The sequence below is a fragment of the Solimonas fluminis genome (assembly GCF_002930645.1).
In the GTDB taxonomy this organism is placed as follows: domain Bacteria; phylum Pseudomonadota; class Gammaproteobacteria; order Nevskiales; family Nevskiaceae; genus Solimonas_A; species Solimonas_A fluminis.
Genome location: NZ_PSNW01000003.1, coordinates 108,547 through 125,039 on the forward strand (window position 1 = coordinate 108,547; position 16,493 = coordinate 125,039).

The 16,493-nt window shown below is 69.6% G+C and carries 17 protein-coding genes; 6 read left to right on the plus strand and 11 right to left on the minus strand.

Going from position 1 to position 16,493, the window contains the following annotated elements:
- The first annotated feature begins 95 nt into the window (after positions 1–95).
- A complete protein-coding gene (prpF, locus tag C3942_RS06845; protein WP_104229637.1) occupies positions 96–1,283 on the plus strand; it encodes a 2-methylaconitate cis-trans isomerase PrpF in 1,188 nt (395 codons plus the stop codon).
- Between the two features lie 63 nt (positions 1,284–1,346).
- On the opposite strand, the gene purU is transcribed toward prpF, so the two are convergent.
- The 5 genes from purU to C3942_RS06870 form a co-directional block, all read right to left on the minus strand.
- Complete coding sequence (gene purU, locus C3942_RS06850; protein ID WP_104229638.1) at positions 1,347–2,216, minus strand: formyltetrahydrofolate deformylase; 870 nt, start codon at positions 2,214–2,216, stop codon at positions 1,347–1,349.
- Positions 2,217–2,295: 79 nt separating this feature from the next.
- On the minus strand, positions 2,296–3,036 hold the full coding sequence (locus C3942_RS06855) for a hypothetical protein (RefSeq protein WP_104229639.1): 741 nt from the start codon (positions 3,034–3,036) through the stop codon (positions 2,296–2,298).
- A complete protein-coding gene (locus C3942_RS06860) occupies positions 3,033–4,022 on the minus strand; it encodes an MBL fold metallo-hydrolase (RefSeq protein ID WP_165797358.1) in 990 nt (329 codons plus the stop codon). Before C3942_RS06860 ends, C3942_RS06855 begins: the two co-directional genes overlap by 4 nt.
- A gap of 1 nt (position 4,023) precedes the next feature.
- The gene (locus C3942_RS06865) at positions 4,024–5,067 is read right to left on the minus strand and encodes an SAM-dependent methyltransferase (RefSeq protein ID WP_104229641.1); all 1,044 of its coding nucleotides are present in this window, start codon (positions 5,065–5,067) and stop codon (positions 4,024–4,026) included.
- Between the two features lie 34 nt (positions 5,068–5,101).
- Positions 5,102–5,878, minus strand: coding sequence for a DUF1295 domain-containing protein (locus C3942_RS06870; protein ID WP_104229642.1), 777 nt, complete (start codon positions 5,876–5,878; stop codon positions 5,102–5,104).
- A gap of 113 nt (positions 5,879–5,991) precedes the next feature.
- On the opposite strand from C3942_RS06870, the gene C3942_RS06875 reads away from it, so the two are divergent.
- Positions 5,992–6,342 (plus strand): DUF4398 domain-containing protein, encoded by a 351-nt coding sequence (locus tag C3942_RS06875; protein WP_104229643.1) that lies wholly within the window; start codon positions 5,992–5,994, stop codon positions 6,340–6,342.
- Positions 6,342–6,812: a DUF4398 domain-containing protein gene (locus C3942_RS06880; protein ID WP_104229644.1), complete on the plus strand. Its 471-nt coding sequence runs from the start codon at positions 6,342–6,344 to the stop codon at positions 6,810–6,812. The genes C3942_RS06875 and C3942_RS06880 overlap by 1 nt, the downstream gene beginning before the upstream one ends.
- Before the next feature lie 22 nt (positions 6,813–6,834).
- Here C3942_RS06880 and C3942_RS06885 read toward each other — a convergent pair whose 3' ends face one another.
- The 6 genes from C3942_RS06885 to gatC are packed head-to-tail and all read right to left on the minus strand — an operon-like array spanning position 6,835 to position 13,569.
- A complete protein-coding gene (locus C3942_RS06885) occupies positions 6,835–8,994 on the minus strand; it encodes a sensor histidine kinase (RefSeq protein ID WP_133164249.1) in 2,160 nt (719 codons plus the stop codon).
- Positions 8,991–9,464, minus strand: a complete 474-nt coding sequence (locus C3942_RS06890) for an SET domain-containing protein-lysine N-methyltransferase (protein ID WP_104229646.1) — start codon at positions 9,462–9,464, stop codon at positions 8,991–8,993. The genes C3942_RS06885 and C3942_RS06890 overlap by 4 nt, the downstream gene beginning before the upstream one ends.
- Before the next feature lie 8 nt (positions 9,465–9,472).
- Complete coding sequence (hslO, locus tag C3942_RS06895) at positions 9,473–10,339, minus strand: Hsp33 family molecular chaperone HslO (protein WP_104229647.1); 867 nt, start codon at positions 10,337–10,339, stop codon at positions 9,473–9,475.
- Positions 10,336–11,781, minus strand: a complete 1,446-nt coding sequence (gene gatB, locus C3942_RS06900) for an Asp-tRNA(Asn)/Glu-tRNA(Gln) amidotransferase subunit GatB (RefSeq protein WP_104229648.1) — start codon at positions 11,779–11,781, stop codon at positions 10,336–10,338. The genes hslO and gatB overlap by 4 nt, the downstream gene beginning before the upstream one ends.
- Before the next feature lie 4 nt (positions 11,782–11,785).
- The gene (gatA, locus tag C3942_RS06905; protein ID WP_104229649.1) at positions 11,786–13,243 is read right to left on the minus strand and encodes an Asp-tRNA(Asn)/Glu-tRNA(Gln) amidotransferase subunit GatA; all 1,458 of its coding nucleotides are present in this window, start codon (positions 13,241–13,243) and stop codon (positions 11,786–11,788) included.
- Between the two features lie 38 nt (positions 13,244–13,281).
- Positions 13,282–13,569: an Asp-tRNA(Asn)/Glu-tRNA(Gln) amidotransferase subunit GatC gene (gene gatC / locus C3942_RS06910; RefSeq protein WP_104229650.1), complete on the minus strand. Its 288-nt coding sequence runs from the start codon at positions 13,567–13,569 to the stop codon at positions 13,282–13,284.
- A gap of 116 nt (positions 13,570–13,685) precedes the next feature.
- Between gatC and C3942_RS06915 the strand changes: the two genes are divergently transcribed.
- The 3 genes from C3942_RS06915 (at position 13,686) to mreD (ending at position 16,493) form a co-directional block, all read left to right on the plus strand.
- Positions 13,686–14,723: a rod shape-determining protein gene (locus C3942_RS06915; RefSeq protein WP_104229651.1), complete on the plus strand. Its 1,038-nt coding sequence runs from the start codon at positions 13,686–13,688 to the stop codon at positions 14,721–14,723.
- 169 nt (positions 14,724–14,892) lie between these two features.
- Positions 14,893–16,017, plus strand: coding sequence for a rod shape-determining protein MreC (mreC, locus tag C3942_RS06920; RefSeq protein WP_104229652.1), 1,125 nt, complete (start codon positions 14,893–14,895; stop codon positions 16,015–16,017).
- Positions 16,014–16,493 (plus strand): rod shape-determining protein MreD, encoded by a 480-nt coding sequence (mreD, locus tag C3942_RS06925; RefSeq protein WP_104229653.1) that lies wholly within the window; start codon positions 16,014–16,016, stop codon positions 16,491–16,493. The genes mreC and mreD overlap by 4 nt, the downstream gene beginning before the upstream one ends.

Here is a 16,493-nt window from a genome sequence, read left to right on the forward strand (position 1 = left end):
CCGGGTTTTGCCAGGGCCGGAGAGTGACTTGATGCCACTCTCCGGCAAGCAAACCCCCTCTCCCGCAGGCGGGAGGGGGAACTCAAGGAAACAAAATGGCTCACGTACCCCAGATCAAGATTCCCGCCACCTACATGCGCGGCGGCACCAGCAAGGGCGTGTTCTTCCGCCTGCAGGACCTGCCGGAGCGCGCCCAGGTAGCCGGCGAGGCCCGCGACAAGCTGCTGCTGCGCGTGATCGGCAGCCCCGATCCCTACGGCGCGCAGATCGACGGCATGGGCGGCGCTACCTCCTCGACCTCCAAGACCGTGATCCTGGCCAAGAGCAGCAAGCCGGATCATGACGTCGACTACATGTTCGGCCAGGTGTCGATCGACAAGGCCTTCGTGGACTGGTCGGGCAACTGCGGCAACCTGACCGCCGCGGTGGGCTCGTTCGCGATCAGCAACGGCCTGGTGGACGCTTCGCGCGTCCCGAAGGACGGTGTCTGCGTCGTGCGCATCTGGCAGACGCAGATCAACAAGACCATCATCGCCCACGTGCCGATCACCAACGGCCAGGTCCAGGAGACCGGCGACTTCGAGCTGGACGGCGTGACCTTCCCGGCGGCCGAGGTGCAGATCGAGTTCCTCGATCCGGCCGAGGAAGGCGACGAGGGCGGCTCGATGTTCCCCACCGGCAACCTGGTGGACGACCTGGAGGTGCCCAGCATCGGCACGCTCAAGGCGACGATGATCAATGCCGGCATCCCCACCGTGTTCATCAACGCCGCCGAGATCGGCTACACCGGCACCGAGCTGCGCGAGGCGGTCAACACCGATCCCGCGGCGCTGCTGAAGTTCGAGACCATCCGCGCCTACGGCGCCCTGCGCATGGGCCTGATCAAGGACGTCAGCGAGGCCGCCAAGCGCCAGCACACGCCCAAGGTCGCCTTCGTGGCGCCGCCGGCCAGCTACAAGTCCTCGAGCGGCAAGCAGGTGGACGCCAGGGACGTGGACCTCAACGTGCGCGCGCTGTCCATGGGCAAGCTGCACCACGCCATGATGGGCACGGCCGCCGTGGCCATCGGCACGGCCGCGGCCATCCCCGGCACGCTGGTGAACCTGGCGGCCGGCGGCGGCGCCCGCGAGGCGGTGCGCTTCGGCCACCCCTCCGGCACCCTGCGCGTGGGCGCGGCCGCCGTCCAGGAGAACGGGCAGTGGGTGGTGAAGAAGGCCATCATGTCGCGCTCGGCCCGCGTGCTGATGGAAGGCACGGTGCGCGTGCCGGGCGATTCCTTCTGAATCCCCAGGAGTTCAACGAAAAAGGCCGGCGCATGCGCCGGCCTTTTTCGTTGCCGCGCTCGATCAGGAGAAGACCACGGTCTTGTTGCCGTCCACGATGACGCGATCCTCGATATGCCAGCGCACGGCGCGGGCCAGCACCTGCCGCTCGAGGTCGCGGCCGAGGTTCTTCAGGTCAACCAGCTCGTCGCGATGCGACACGCGCACCACGTCCTGCTCGATGATCGGCCCCTGGTCCAGGTCCGCGGTCACGTAGTGCGCGGTGGCGCCGATGATCTTCACGCCGCGCAGCTGCGCCTGCTGGTAGGGATCGGCGCCGACGAAGGCCGGCAGGAAGGAGTGGTGGATGTTGATGATGCGGCTGGGATAGTGGGCCACGAACTCGCCGCTGAGGATGCGCATGTAGCGCGCCAGCACGATCAGGTCGGTCTGGCCGGCCAGCAGGGCCAGCATTTTGGCCTCGGCCTCGGCATGCGTGGCCGCATCGATGGCCACGTGCTCGAAGCGCACGCCGAAGCGCTCCACGCTCTCGCGCAGGTCCGGGTGGTTGGAGATCACCATCGGGATGTCGGCACGCAGCTCGCCGCGCTGCCAGCGCCACAGCAGTTCCAGCAGGGCATGGTCGTGCCTGGACACCAGCAGCGCCATGCGCGGCTTGTCGGCGGCAAAGCTCAGGCGCCAGTCCATCTCGAAGCGCTTGGCCACCACCTCGCCGAAGGCCTGCGCCAGCGCCGGCCGCGAGACGTCCATGCTCGGCGTCTGGAATTCCAGGCGCATGAAGAATTTGCCGCCGCTGGGATCGCTGGAGTGCTGGTCCAGCTCGGTGATGTTGAGGCCGTGGTGGTACAGGAAGGTGGTCACCGCCGAGACGATGCCCGGGCGGTCCGGGCAGGTGATCAGCAGTCGGGCGGTGGTTTCGGGCAGGGTGGTCATGACGCGGACAGCGGCAGGCGAAAGCGCGGATTGTAGGGGGTTCACCCGCCCCCGTCTGCCCCAATGCCCCCGCCGCGCTTCAGCCGCCCAGGGGCGGCAGCGGCGAGGGAGCGTCGGCCGGAGCCTTGTCCGGGTAGATGATCCTCACGTCGTAGGGCTTGCCGGAGCGCGGGTTGTGGATGTTGGAAATGCCCCGGAATTCCAGCAGGCGGCGCTGGCCGGGCTCGTAGACCAGCTCCAGCGGGCCGGCCAGCAGGCGCAGCAGGGAATCCGGCTCCACCTTGATCAGCACCGCCCGGATGCCCTGCCACTGGGTTTCGCCGGCCTTGGCGGCCCGGAAGCGGAAGCTGTCGAGACTGCCGGCCACCGCCAGCGTGAACTTCACCGTCTTGCCCGCCTGCAGTTCGGCGAAATGCGTCCGCAGGCAGCTGTGGAAGCCGGAGTCGGCGCACATCGGCGAGGCCTTGCCGATGGTCTCGGACTCGGTCCGGCCGCCCGCGCGCTCGCGGCGCTCCATGGTCACCGCCTGGCGGTTCTCGGTGATCGCCTCCATGTAGCCGTAGGCCATGTCGAGACGGAACACCGGCACGAACTCGTCGTTGCGGAAGTCCAGCGTCTTGTGGCCCAGCTTCTCGCCCCGCGGGCCGAAGTAGTCGATCGTGCCGCCGAGCCAGCGTTCGCCCTCGATGTTCTGCGCGTGCACCTCGGTGTAGAGATAGGCGCCGCTCTTCAGGTCATAGGCGTGGCCGTAGAAGCGCTGGACTTCGGCCTGCGCGGCCGTCCCCAGCAGCATCAGCAGCACGGCGAGCGTCATCTTCATCGGTGGGAACCTGCGGCGAGTGCAGGAACATCATAGCCCCTGCCAAAAGCGGCGGCGTGAAACCGTTCACGCGGCAGCCCCTGTGCGTCCAGGGCCTGGTGCAGGTCGTCCACGGCCTGGTGCTGCCCGTCGTCGGCCAGCTCGAAGCTGCCGTAGTGGATGCCCAGGCTGAAGGCGGACCCGAGATCGAGATGCGCCCTCACGGCCTCGGCAGGATCCATGTGCTGGTAGGCCATGAACCAGCGCGGCAGGTAGGCGCCGATCGGCAGCAGCGACAGGCGCATCGCCCCGTGGCGGCGGCGCGCCTCGGCGAAATGTGCGCCGTAGCCGCTGTCGCCGGCGAAGTACACCGGCCCACCGGCCGTTCCGATCACGCAAGCCATCCACAGGGTCCGGTTGGCGTCGTGGCCGGCGCGCCCGCTCCAGTGCTGCGCGCGGGCCGCGGTGAGCGGGCGGCCATTGGGCAGGGTCCAGGACTGGCCCCAGTCGAGCTCCACCACCTTCTCCAGGCCCCAGCCGCGCAGGTGGTGCGCATCGCCCAGGGCGGTGACGAAGACCGGATCGTGCTCGCGCCACAGGCGCCGCAGCGTGCCGGCATCCATGTGGTCGTAGTGGTTGTGGCTGATCACCACCACGTCGACGCGTGGCAGGTCGCCGAAGGGAATCCCGGGGGCACGATAGCGCCGCGGCCCGGCCCACTGCACCGGGCTGACGCGATCCGACCATACGGGGTCCGTCAGCAGGTTGAGACCGTCGGCCTGCAGCAGCACGGTCGCCTGGTTGATCCAGGTGGCCCGCAAGCCGCCCTCGCCCACCCGCTCCGGCGGCCGCGGCTGATCGTGAGGGCTGAGATCGCGCTCCCACTGGCCGCGCTTGCGCGACAGCCGCCAGCGCAGCAGCTCCGCCGCCGTCTTGCCGAAGGGCGTGCCGTTGTGGAAGCGCTCGCCGTCGAAGTGGTCGGAGACCGGGCCGGTGTAGCGGGGCATCTCAGCTCCTCGGCGCGAACAGGTAGTGGGCCACGCCCCACTCGTTGCCGTCGGCGTAGCCGAAGAACTCGGCCACGGCCATGTAGAACATGCGCCAGCGCTGGAACCAGATGCCCGCATCGCTGCCGTAGGCCTTCTCGAACACCGGCATGATCTGCCGCTTCGCCGCGTCCATGCCGGCGAGCCAGTGGTTGGAGGTCTTCTCGTAGTGCTGGCCCGAAACCCACCATTGCCGCTCCACCTTCAGGTGGTCCTGGAAGTTCAGGAGCAGGTTCTCCGAGGGCATGATGCCGCCCAGGAAGAAGTGCTGCGTCATCCAGTCGGTATCGTCCCTGACCTCGTAGGGATAGCTCAGCAGCTTGTGCGCGAAGATGTGCACGAACAGCTTGCCCTGGGGCTTCAGCCAGCGCGAGACCTTGGCCAGCAGCAGGCCGTAGTTGCGCATGTGCTCGAACATCTCGATCGACATCACGCGGTCGAAACCGGAGTCGATGCCGTTGGCCGGAAAATCGAACTCCACGACATTGCCGGTGAGGATGCGGACGTTGTCCAGCCCGCGCTCCTTCGCCCGCTTCTCGATGAACTCGCGCTGGCCATGGGAGTTGGACAGGCCGACGATCTGCGCGGCGGGATACTTCTCCGCCAGCCACAGCGAGAGGGAGCCCCAGCCGCAGCCCAGGTCCAGGATGCGCATGCCGTCCTCGAGGCCCGCGCGCTCGGCGTAGAGCGCCAGCATCTTCTCCTCGGCCTGGCCCAGGCTCTCGCCGCCCTCGGGATAGAGCGCGCAGGAATACTTCAGGCGAGGGCCCAGGTGCAGCTTGAAGAAATCCGCCGGCACCTCGTAGTGCTGCTGGTTGGCGGCCCGGGTCTCGATGGCGATGGGACTGGCACGCAATTCATCCAGCCACTGGTTGTAGCGGCGCGAGCGCTTCTCGCCGTCCACGCTCTCCGGGTCGGTGAGCCGCTGGGAGATCAGCTTGCGCATGCCGGCCCGGACCAGGACGTCCGGAAAAATGCCGCGCTCGGTCAGTTCGATCAGGTTCATGCCCGGGATCATTCCTCTGTGTCGTGTCTTGGAGTTACCGCTTCGGCGGCCAGGGAATCAGCGCGCTGGTCGTGCGCATGTACTCGGCATAGCCCGGCTTGGATGCGGCCATGTGCCGCTCCAGGATCGGGATGCCCGACATCCTCATCAGCAGGAACCACATCACCAGGGGCGACACAAGCGCCGCGGGCCACCAGGCGGAACCCAGGGCCAGCGGGAGATAGGCCAGCCAGTGCAGGCACTCGAAGAAGTAGTTGGGGTGACGCGACCAGCGCCACAGGCCCTCGCGGCAGACCTGCCCGCGGTTGGCGGGATTGCCGCGGAAGCGCTCCATCTGGCGGTCCGCGATGCCCTCGCCGAGCACCGAGACCAGCCAGATCGCCGCGGCCAGCAGCAGCCAGGGCGATGCCAGCGGCTGCGGGTTGTAGGCGGCGACCAGGAAGGCGGCCGACAACAGCATCGCGAACAGCGTCTGGAAGTGGAAGAAGAAGAACATGTTGCGGTTGGCCTGCGCGCCCCACTCGTCGCGGAACTTCCGGTAGCGCCGGTCCTCGGGCTTGCCGTGGTTGCGCAGGAACAGGTGCAGGCCCAGGCGCAGGCCCCAGAGTGCGGCCATCAGGCCGAGCAGCAGGCGCTGCGGTTCCGGTGCCGGCCCCAGCAGCGCGTACAGCAATCCCAGGAAGCCGAGGCTCCAGGACCACACGGCATCGACGATGCCGGCGTTGGCGGTGCGCCACTGCACCACCCAGGCGAGGCTGATGAAGACGAAGACGCAGGCCAATCCGGTGGCGGCGGTGTGCAGGGCGGTCATGGGATTCCGGTGGTTTTGGCAGGATACGGCGCTCTCGCCGATCCGGATTCTAGCCGGCCTCGCCGAGGGCGCGGCTTGCGCCACTTCTCGTGCCGGATCAAGAATTGCGCCCCATGAATGCCCGCCCTTTCCGTCCGCCCGCCCTGGCCTGCCTGGGGATGCTTCTCCTGGCCGCCTGCAGCAGCCAGCCCCTGCGTCCCGACGAAGCGATGGAAGCCGCCGAGGTGGCGGTAGGCAAGGCCGGCACCGGGGTCGCCGCGCCGGACGCTCAGGGCCCGCTGTCGAGCGCCCGCGGCAAGCTCGACCAGGCCCGCGCCGCCCTGCAGGCCCTGGACTACCCGCGGGCCCGCCGGCTCGCCGAGCAGGCCCGTGCCGACGCGGAACTCTCCATTGCCCTGGCCGACCTGGCCAAGGCGCAGGCACGGCTGCAGCAAGTGCTGCCTGCCGCGGCGGAGACGCGCTGATGCGCCGCCTTGCCGCGATCCTGTTGCCCCTGCTGCTGGCGGCCTGCGCCTCCGCCCCCCGGACCAGCCCGGAGCTCGAGGCGCTGCGGGCGGAACTGGAGCAGCTGGAAAGAGACCCCCAGCTCGGCGGCCTGGCACCGGTCGCGATGGTGGAGGCCGACCGCGCCATCGATGCCGCCGCCGCATCGCTGGCGGCCGGCGACGGCGAACTGGAGCAGAAGCTCTACCTGGCCGGCAGCCGCCTGAAGATCGCGCGCGCCCAGGCGCAGCGGCGCGTCGTGGAGAACCGCATCCGCGCGCTGACCCTGGTGCAGGAGCGGGCGGTGCCGGTGCTGCAGGAAGTGGAGGGCATCGCGATCCCGCCGCCGGAACTGAGGCCGGAACCGGTACCCCCGGCGGCGGAAGCGCCCCCGGAGCTGCCGCCCGAATTGCCGCGGAAATCCGCCCTGCCCGCGCCGCCCGCGGAATAGCCGCGGAGTAACCGCAGCCTGGCTAGCTGCCCGCCGCCAGCGACAGGGGCAGCGGCAGGCGCCATTGCGCGCGGATCAGGCCGCCCTGCGGCTGCAGCAGCTGGAACTCGCCCCCCACCTCCGCGGCGCGTCGCTGCAGGTTGCGCAGCCCCATGCCGGGCCGCTTGCCGCCGGCCTCCGGCAACTGGCCCGCATGCTCCACCGCGAAGAACAGCACCCCGGCCTCGATCTGCAGGCGCACGGCAATGGCCGCGGGACGCGCATGGCGCAGGGCATTGCTCAGCGCCTCGCGCAGCATGCGCGAGGCATTGGCGGTCAGCACCGGGGACAGCCAGCATTCCGGCAGCTGCGCCGGCGCCTGCCAGGTCAGCGTCACTTCCGCGGCCTCGCAGCGGTCGGCCGCCTCGGAGCGCCACTGCGGCACCAGGTCCTGCAGGCGCTGCGCGCCGCCGCTGAGACAGTGCACCACCACTCGCACGTCCTCCAGCACCTCGCGCAGGCGGCTCTCGGTGGCCGTCTCCCGGGTCTGGCAGGCCACCGTCAGCAGCTTGGCGCAGGCGTCGTCGTGCAGGTCCTGGGCGATGCGCTGGCGCTCCAGCTCGGCCCCCTCGCCCAGCAGCCGGTCGCGCAGCATCAGCTTCTCGATCAGGCGCTGCAGCAGGTCCACCAGCGCCAGGTCCTGGCGCGAGAACAGGCGCCGGCCGCTGGCCGGATACTGCAGGCGGAAGGCCGGCTGCCCCAGGCCCGGATCCACGCGCAGGCTGACGCCGTCGTCCTCGATGCGATGGCCCGCCCGGGCCGGGTCCACCATCTCGATCTGCAGGGGGCGGAACAGCTCCGCCAGGCTGCGCCGCCACAGTTCGCGCGGATCCGGCTCGGCCGTGTCGAGCAGGCGGTCCAGCAAGGCCGCCACGTCGGCGCGGGGGCGCCGCACCAGGCGCTCGAGCAGCCACTGGCGCGCCGGGAAGTAGGCCCAGCCGATCACGGCCAGGGCCAGCGAGGCCGCCAGTGTCGGCTCGAACCCGAACCACATCACCAGCAGCAGGTCGGTCGCGATCACCAGGGCGCCGGCGATGAACAGCGTCCAGATGCGGAACCACCAGTCACCCAGGTCGAACAGGCGGAAGCGCAGGATGCCCAATGCGATGCCGGCGTAGATCAGCAGGAACAGCAGGAAGGCATAGGCCTGCAGGTTCGCCGTATCCACGCCGAACAGCTGCGGCACCATCGTCAGCATCACGAAGGCGCCGCTGCCGAGCAGCCAGGACAGCAGGAACCACAGCAGCGAGGCGCGGGCCAGCGGGTCGCTGCGCGTGTTGCGCCACTGCGCCGCCGCCAGGATGAAGGTGGACAGGAAGCCCAGCATGATCGGGGCATGGCGGCCGACCGGGATCGTCTCGAAGGCGCCGGCCGCCTGGGCCAGGACCCAGCCGACGTACCCTGCCACCAGTACCGGACCCAGCGGCGCACGGCCGAGGCGGCGCGGGTAGTACCACAGCAGCGCGATCAGCGCCGAGCAGAACACGAAGGCGCCGAGGCAGTTCAGCTCCGACAGCAGCCGGAACACCGGCCCGGGCAAGGCCAGTTCGCGCGTGCTGTAGACGGCGGCCGCGGGGGCAAAGGTCAGTACGCCCCAGGCGCTCAGCAGCAGGTAGCGCGCCGAAGCCTCGCCGGGGCGGAAGGCCCAGACGCCGGTGGCGATCAGCCAGGCCAGCAGGCCCACCAGGAGCTGCAGCCAGAACTCGAAGGGCAGCGAGCGCAGGGGACGATGATCCGCCGGCAGGAGGCGGTGCTCCTGCCCGCGGCCGTCGATCAGGCGCAGCTCCGGCTGGCGCATCAGCGAAGCCAGCCGGTCCTGGCGCAGCAGGAAGTCATGGAACTCGGCGTAGCGGCCGAAGCTGCCGTCCGGCTCCGGCGTGAGGTCGGCTTCCTGCAGCGGCAGCGGCTCGGCACCGGGCGCGGCCACCGCCGTCAGCACCATGCCGTCGGGCAAGGCGCCCGCCGGCCCGCCGGCCGCCAGCACCTGAGCCGACCGGGCGCCGGCGGCGTATCCCAGCTGGACGCCCAGCCAGGGCTGGCTGGTGGCCGCCAGCGTCGCGGCGATCATCACCAGGGCGGCGTAGAGCAGCGCCGCGATCAATCGCCGGTATGGCGCGGCGATGCCGCTGCGCCCGGGCGTCACGGCCCTCGCCCGCCGGCAAGGGCCAGCAGGGCGCTGGCGCCGTCGCGCAGCACCTCGCTCCAGGGCAGCCCGACGATCTCGCGGCCGGTGGCGGCGTCGACGAAGGGCATGCGCTCGCCGTCACCGATCACATAGCGGTAGTCCATCGTCACCTCGGTGCCCGGCGGCAGGTCGGCCAGCGCGAAGATGAAGCCCAGGTGCCAGAGCGCGCTGGGCGAATAGGAGTGGTTGACGTAGCACTCGTCGCTCCACTCGGGCGTCAGCGAGAAGCGGTCCTCGAACCAGCGCACGCTGGACTCCACCTCGCGCGAGTCCGCCGGGTAGCGGCGCAGCTGTGCCTCGGGCCAGACCGTGTGGATGTTGTCCGGCGCGATGATGACGCGTCCCCGCGCCACCGCCTCGTCCAGGAACAGGCCCTTGCCGGCACCGGCAATGGCGGATGCGTCGATCCGGTAGCGCGGCAGGATCATGCGGCGGCCTATTGCCGGGTCTGGTTGTCGCCGGTGGCGCTGTCGGCGTCGAGCAAGGCGCGGATGTCGGACTCGGAATAGCTGTACTCGCGGCCGCAGAACTCGCAGGTCACGGCCACGCGGCCGTGCTGCTCCAGCACCGGCTGCAGTTCCTCCTGCCCCAGCCCCAGCAGCATCGCCGAGATGCTGGCGTGGCTGCAGCGGCAGCGCAGGTTCACCGGGCGCGGCTCGAACACGCGGCGGTCTTCCTCGTGGAACAGGTGGCGCAGCAGGGTCTCGCCGTCCTTGGCCAGCATCTCCGGCTCGCTCACCGTGTGGGCCAGGGCCAGCATGTGTTCCCAGTGGGCATCGCCGTCCTTGACCTCGTCCGAGGGCAGGCGCTGCAGCATCAGGCCGACGAGGCGATCCGGGCCGGCGGCCAGGCGGATGAAGGTGGCCAGCTGCTCCGACTGCGTGAAGTAGCCCTCCAGCGCCTCGGCCAGCGATTCCCCGGCGACCTCGACGATGGCCTGGTAGTACTGCGTGCCCCGCGCCGGCTCCATCACCATGGCCAGCATGCCGTCGCCCATCAGCTCCCCGAACGGGCCGGCGGCGTCCGGCGTGGTCTTGGCCATGCCGCGCAGCTCCAGCTGGTGGTCGATCTGCGTCACCAGCAGCTGCAGCGCGCCGTTGCCCTTGAACTGCAGGTTGATGCGCCCCTCGAACTTCAGGTGCGAGGCCAGCAGCGGGGTCGCAGCCAGGGCCTGGCCCAGCAGGCGGTAGACGTCCGGCGCGTAGTGGCGCCAGCCGGTCATGTCCTGGATGCCTTCGCGCAGGTCGACGTAGGCGCCCCGGACGCCGCGCTCCGGGAACAGCAGTTCGCGCAGCTCGTTCACGGGGCCAGCTTTTCCTTCAGCAGCCGGTTCAGGGCGTCCGGATTGGCCTTGCCCTGCGTGGCCTTCATCGCCTGTCCGACGAAGAAGCCGAAGAGCTTGTCCTTGCCGGCCCGGTACTCCGCGAGCTGGCCCGGGTTCTTCGCCATCACGTCCTCGATGGCCTTGATGATGGCCGACTCGTCGGTGATCTGCACCAGGCCCTTGGCCTTGATGATGGTGTCGGCATCGCCCTCGCCCGCCAGCATCGCCTCGAACACGTCCTTGGCGATCTTGCCGGAGATGGTCTTGTCGGCGATGCGCGCCACCAGGCCTGCCAGCATCGGCGCGGTGACCGGCGAATCGCCGATCTCCTTGCCCAGCTTGTTGAGCGCGCCGAGCAGGTCGGTGATGACCCAGTTGGCGCAGGTCTTGGGGTCGCCGCCGGAGGTACTGACCACGGCCTCGTAGTAGTCGGCCAGGGCCGCCTCGCCGGTCAGCACGGTGGCGTCGTACTTCGGCAGGCCGTACTGCTCGACGAAGCGGTTGCGCTTGGCTTCCGGCAGCTCCGGCATGGTGCTGCGCACGCGCGCGACGTCCGCCGCGGTCACCACCACCGGCAGCAGGTCCGGATCGGGGAAGTAGCGGTAGTCGTTGGCGTTCTCCTTGCTGCGCATGGAGCGCGTCTCGCCGGTGTCCGGGTTGAACAGGCGGGTTTCCTGCACGATCTTGCCGCCGGACTCGATCACCTCGATCTGGCGCTCGATCTCGTACTCGATCGCCTTCTCGACGTAGCGGAAGGAGTTGACGTTCTTGGTCTCGGTGCGGGTGCCGAATTCCTTCTGGCCGCGCGGGCGCACGGAGACGTTGCAGTCGCAGCGGAAGGAGCCTTCCTGCATGTTGCCGTCGCAGATGCCGAGATACACGACCAGCTGGTGCAGCTTCTTGAGATAGGACACCGCCTCGGCCGAGGAGCGGATGTCCGGCTCGGAGACGATCTCCAGCAGCGGCGTGCCGGCGCGGTTGAGATCGATGCCGGACTGCCCGGCATAGGCGTCGTGCACCGACTTGCCGGCGTCCTCCTCCATGTGCGCGCGGGTGATGCCGATGCGCTTGGTGGAGCCATCCGCCAGCTCGATGTCGAGGTGGCCGTTGGCCACGATCGGCAGCTCGTACTGCGAGATCTGGTAGCCCTTGGGCAGGTCGGGGTAGAAGTAGTGCTTGCGCGCGAACACGCTGCGCTCGGCCACCTGCGCGTCCACCGCCAGGCCGAACTTCACCGCCATCTGCAGGGCGTCATGGTTCAGCACCGGCAGCACGCCGGGGAAGCCCAGCGTGACCGTGTCGGCCTGGGTGTTGGGCTCCGCGCCGTAGGCGGTGGCGGCGCCGGAGAAAATCTTCGTCTTCGTCATCAGCTGGCAGTGCACTTCCAGCCCGATGACGACTTCCCAGTTTGCGTTGCTCATGTCTTTACTCGAAACCCTTGGGCGACTGCGTGTGCCAGCCGGTGACCTGCTGGTACTGGTGCGCGACGTTCAGCAGCTTGGCCTCGTCGAAGAAATTGCCCATCAGCTGCATGCCCACCGGCAGTCCGTCCTTGAACCCGCAGGGCAGGCTCATCGCCGGGATGCCCGCCAGGTTGGCGGCGATGGTGTAGATGTCGTTGAGGTACATCGACACCGGGTCGTCGGTCTTGGCGCCGAGCTTGAAGGCGACATCCGTGGCCGTGGGGCCGAGGATCACGTCCACCTGCTCGAAGGCGCGGCGGAAATCGTCGTAGATCAGGCGGCGGACCTTCTGGGCCTGCAGGTAGTAGGCGTCGTAGTAGCCGTGGCTCAGCACGTAGGTGCCGATCATGATGCGGCGCTGCACCTCAGGCCCGAAGCCTTCGCCGCGGCTCTTCTCGTACAGCTCCTCCAGGTTCTTCGCCTGGGCGGAACGGTGGCCGTAGCGCACGCCGTCGAAGCGCGCCAGGTTGGAGCTGGCCTCGGCCGGGGCCACGACGTAGTAGGTCGGCACCGACAGCGGCGAGTTGGGCAGGGACAGCTCGGTGAACGTGGCGCCCAGCTTCTTCAGCTCGCCGATGGCGCCGTCGATGCAGGCGCGCACGCCGGCGTCCAGGCCGTCGGCGAAGTATTCCCTGGGCAGGCCCACGCGCAGGCCCTGGATCGAGCGGCCCAGGGGGGCGACGAGGTCGTCCACCGGGCGGTCCATGCTGGTGGAGTCCAGCGGGTCGAAGCCCGACATGGCCTGCAGCACCTGGGCGGCGTCCTCGGCCGAGCGGGCCACCACGCCGGCCTGGTCCAGGCTGGAGGCGAAGGCGATCATGCCGTAGCGCGACACCCGGCCGTAGGTCGGCTTGATGCCGGTGAGGTTGGTCAGGGCGGCGGGCTGGCGGATGGAGCCGCCGGTGTCGGTGGCCGTGGCCACGGGGGCCAGGCCGGCCGCGACCGCCGCCACCGAGCCGCCGGAGGAGCCGCCGGGCACGCGGGTGACGTCCCAGGGATTCTTCACCGGACCGTACCAGCTGGTTTCGTTGGAGGAGCCCATGGCGAACTCGTCCATGTTCAGCTTGCCCAGCATCGGCATGCCGGCCTCGGCCTGCAGCTTCTTCACGATGGTGGCGTCGTAGGGCGAGATGAACCTGTCCAGCATGCGGCTGGCACAGGAGGTCCGGACCCCGGTCGTGCAGAAAATATCCTTCTGCCCCAATGGGATACCAGTGAGGGGACCGCCCTCGCCGCGGGCCAGGCGGGCGTCCGCGGCATCGGCCGCCGCCAGGGCCTGGTCGGCGGTCACGGTGATGTAGCTGTTGAGCTGCGGATCGAGGGTCTCGATGCGCTTGAGGTAGTGCTGGGTGAGCTCGCGGGAAGAGAATTTCCTGGCCCGCAGGGCCTCGCCCAGTTGCTTGATCGACAGGGTATGCATGGATGTCCTTCAGGGCCCGGGGCGTCCCCGGGCGCAAATCACTCGATGACCTTCGGCACCAGGTAGAGGCCGTCCTGCACCGCCGGGGCGATGGCCTGGAAGGCCTCGCGCTGGTCGGGCTGGGTGACTTCGTCGGCGCGCAGGCGCTGGGTCATCTCCAGCGGATGGGCCATGGGCCCGACGCCCTCGGTCCTGGCCGCCGACAGCTGGCCGACCAGTTCCAGGATGTTGGAAATCTGGCCGGCGTAGGCCTCGGTTAAGGAAGGATTCAGTTCCAGGCGCGCCAGCTTGGCGACCTGCCGGATCTGCTCGGGGCTCAGGCTCATTTTTGGGTGAGAATCGTTTAAGATGTGCGGATACGCAATTCTAATGAATTGTGCCATGCGTCCGCATCGCCGGCCGCCCGCCACAACACGAATCACCACGCCCAAAAGACACTCCGATGTTCGACGCCGTTCGCCGTCTGTTCGTTAACGACCTTTCCATCGACCTGGGCACCGCCAACACGCTGGTCTACGTGCGTGACGAGGGTATCGTGCTGAATGAGCCCTCGGTGGTCGCGATCCGCATGGATTCCCGCGGCGCCAAGAAGGTCGAGGCCGTGGGCATCGAGGCCAAGCAGATGCTCGGCCGCACCCCCACCAACATCACCACCGTCCGCCCCCTGCGCGACGGCGTGATCGCCGACTACACCGTCACGGAGAAGATGCTGCAGCACTTCATCCGCAAGGTGACCAAGGGCCGCATGGCGCGCCCGCTGACCCGCGTCGTGGTCTGCGTGCCCTACGGCTCCACCCAGGTGGAGCGCCGCGCCATCCGCGAGTCGGTCGAGAACGCCGGCGCCCGCAAGGTCTGGGTCATCGAGGAGCCTATCGCCGCCGCCCTGGGCGCCGGCATCCCCATCGGCGAGGCCCGCGGCTCCATGGTCGTGGACATCGGCGGCGGCACCTCCGAGGTGGCCGTGATCTCGCTCAACGGCATCGTCTACGCCGAGTCGGTCCGCATCGGCGGCGACAAGTTCGACGAGGCCATCGTTTCCTACGTGCGCCGCCAGTACAACATGCTGATCGGCGAGGCCACGGCCGAGCGCATCAAGATCCAGATCGGCACCGCCTTCCCGGGCCATGAAGTGCAGGAAATCGACGTCGTCGGCCGCCACCTGGCCGCCGGCGTGCCGCGCAACTTCACGATGAACTCCAACGAGATCCTCGACGCGCTGCAGGAGCCGCTGTCCGGCATCGTCAAGGCCGTGAAGCAGGCCCTGGAACGGACCCCGCCGGAACTGGGCTCCGACGTCGCCGAGCGCGGCATCGTGCTGACCGGCGGCGGTGCCCTGCTGCGCGACCTGGACAAGCTGATCTCCGAGGAGACCGGCCTGCCGGTGATCATCGCCGACGACCCGCTGACCTGCGTGGCCCGCGGCGGCGGCATGGTGCTGGACATGCTGGACCGCCAGGGCGACTTCTACAGCCTCGACTGAGCAGGCTGCGGGCCGGGGCCGGGCGGCGTCAGCCCCGGCTCCGGCCTCTCCCCCGAAAGCCCTGAACCCGGCAGGCGTCGCCGCCCTCCTGCAGCCGTTGCACCCCGGGGGCTTCAGGACTATGCTGCGCGTGATGATTCATTGACATTTCTTACCAAACGCGCGCAACTTGAACACAACCCTGTACGACAACCACCGCCGTCCGTTGTTCCCCCGGGGACCCGGCGTGGGGTTGCGCGCGTTCTTCCTGATGCTTTGCGCGCTGGGGCTGATGGTCAACGACTACCGCGGCGAGGGCCTGCAATCGGTCCGCGGCACGGTCGAATGGCTGCTGACCCCGGTGGTCTGGCTCGCCTCGGTGCCGTCGCGCATGCTGCGGGCGGCCGGTGACATCGACACCCGCGGCTCGCTGGAGCGCGAGAACATCGAGCTCAAGCAGAAGCAGCTGGTGCTGGAATCCCGCCTGCAGAAGTTCGCCGCGCTGGAGGCCGAGAACCGCCGCATCCGCGAACTGCTGTCCTCCGCCAGCCAGCTCCGGGAGCGGGTGCTGATCGCCGAGATCACCAGCGTCAGCCAGGACCCCTACCGCCACCAGATCACCCTCAACAAGGGCGAGCGCCACGGCGTCTACCGCGGCCAGGCCCTGGTCGATGCCCACGGCATCATGGGCCAGGTGACCGAGCTGGCGCCGGGCAGCGCCAAGGCGCTGCTGATCACCGATCCCGACCACGGCATCCCGGTGGAGATCAACCGCAGCGGCCTGCAGACCATCGCGGTGGGGCGCGGCGACGGCAAGGGCCTGCGCCTGCCCTTCCTGCCCAGCAACGTCGACATCCGCGTCGGCGACCTGCTGGTGTCCTCGGCGCTGGGCGGCCGCTTCCCTGCCGGCTACCCGGTCGGCCAGGTCTACGAGGTCAAGCACGTCGCCGGCGAGCACTTCATGGAGGCCTACGCCTACCCGGCCGCCAAGCTGAACCAGGGCCGGCAGACGCTGCTGGTCTGGGTGGAGGACGTTCCCTCCGCCCCGGGCACCCCGGCCGCCGTGAAGCCGCTGCTGCCGCCCGGCCCCGCCCCGGCGGCCCCGACTGCGGCGCCGTCCGCCGCCCCGGCGGCCGCTCCCGCGGCAGCCGTCCCGGCTGGCCCGGCACCGGCCACCGCCGCCCCCACGCCCACGCCTCCTGCGGCAGCACGCCCCGCGGCAGCCGTGGCGGCGCCTGCCGCCGCTACGCCCGCCGCCGCGCCGCGCCCGGCACCGCCTCCTGCGGCGCCCGCGGCCCCGGGCGCCGGCCGATGACCGGCATGCTCAACGCGGGCTTCCTCATCAGCCTGCTGCTGGCCCTGGTGCTGCAGATGGTGGTCCTGCCGGACTGGCTGGCGGCGGCGCGGCCGCTGTGGATTCCCCTGATCCTGTCCTACTGGGCGCTGCGCGAGCCGCGCGTGCCGGTGCTGCTGCCGGCCTTCCTGGTCGGACTCTGCTGCGACGTGCTGTTCGGCAGCGTGCTGGGCCAGCATGCCCTGGGCTTCGTGCTGGTCACCTTCCTGGTAGCCCGCCTGCGCGCCTTCTTCGTGCTGTTCCCGCTGTGGCAGGCCACGCTGGCGCTGATCCCGGCCTGGGTCGCCTACGCCTTCCTGATGTTCTGGATCGACGGCCTGACCAAGCACCGCGGCGACGACTGGCTGCGCTGGCTGCCGGTGGTCTCGACCTCGCTGTTCTGGCCGCTGGTCTACACCATCATGGAGCTCATCCGGCAGCCGCCGGAAGAGGAATAA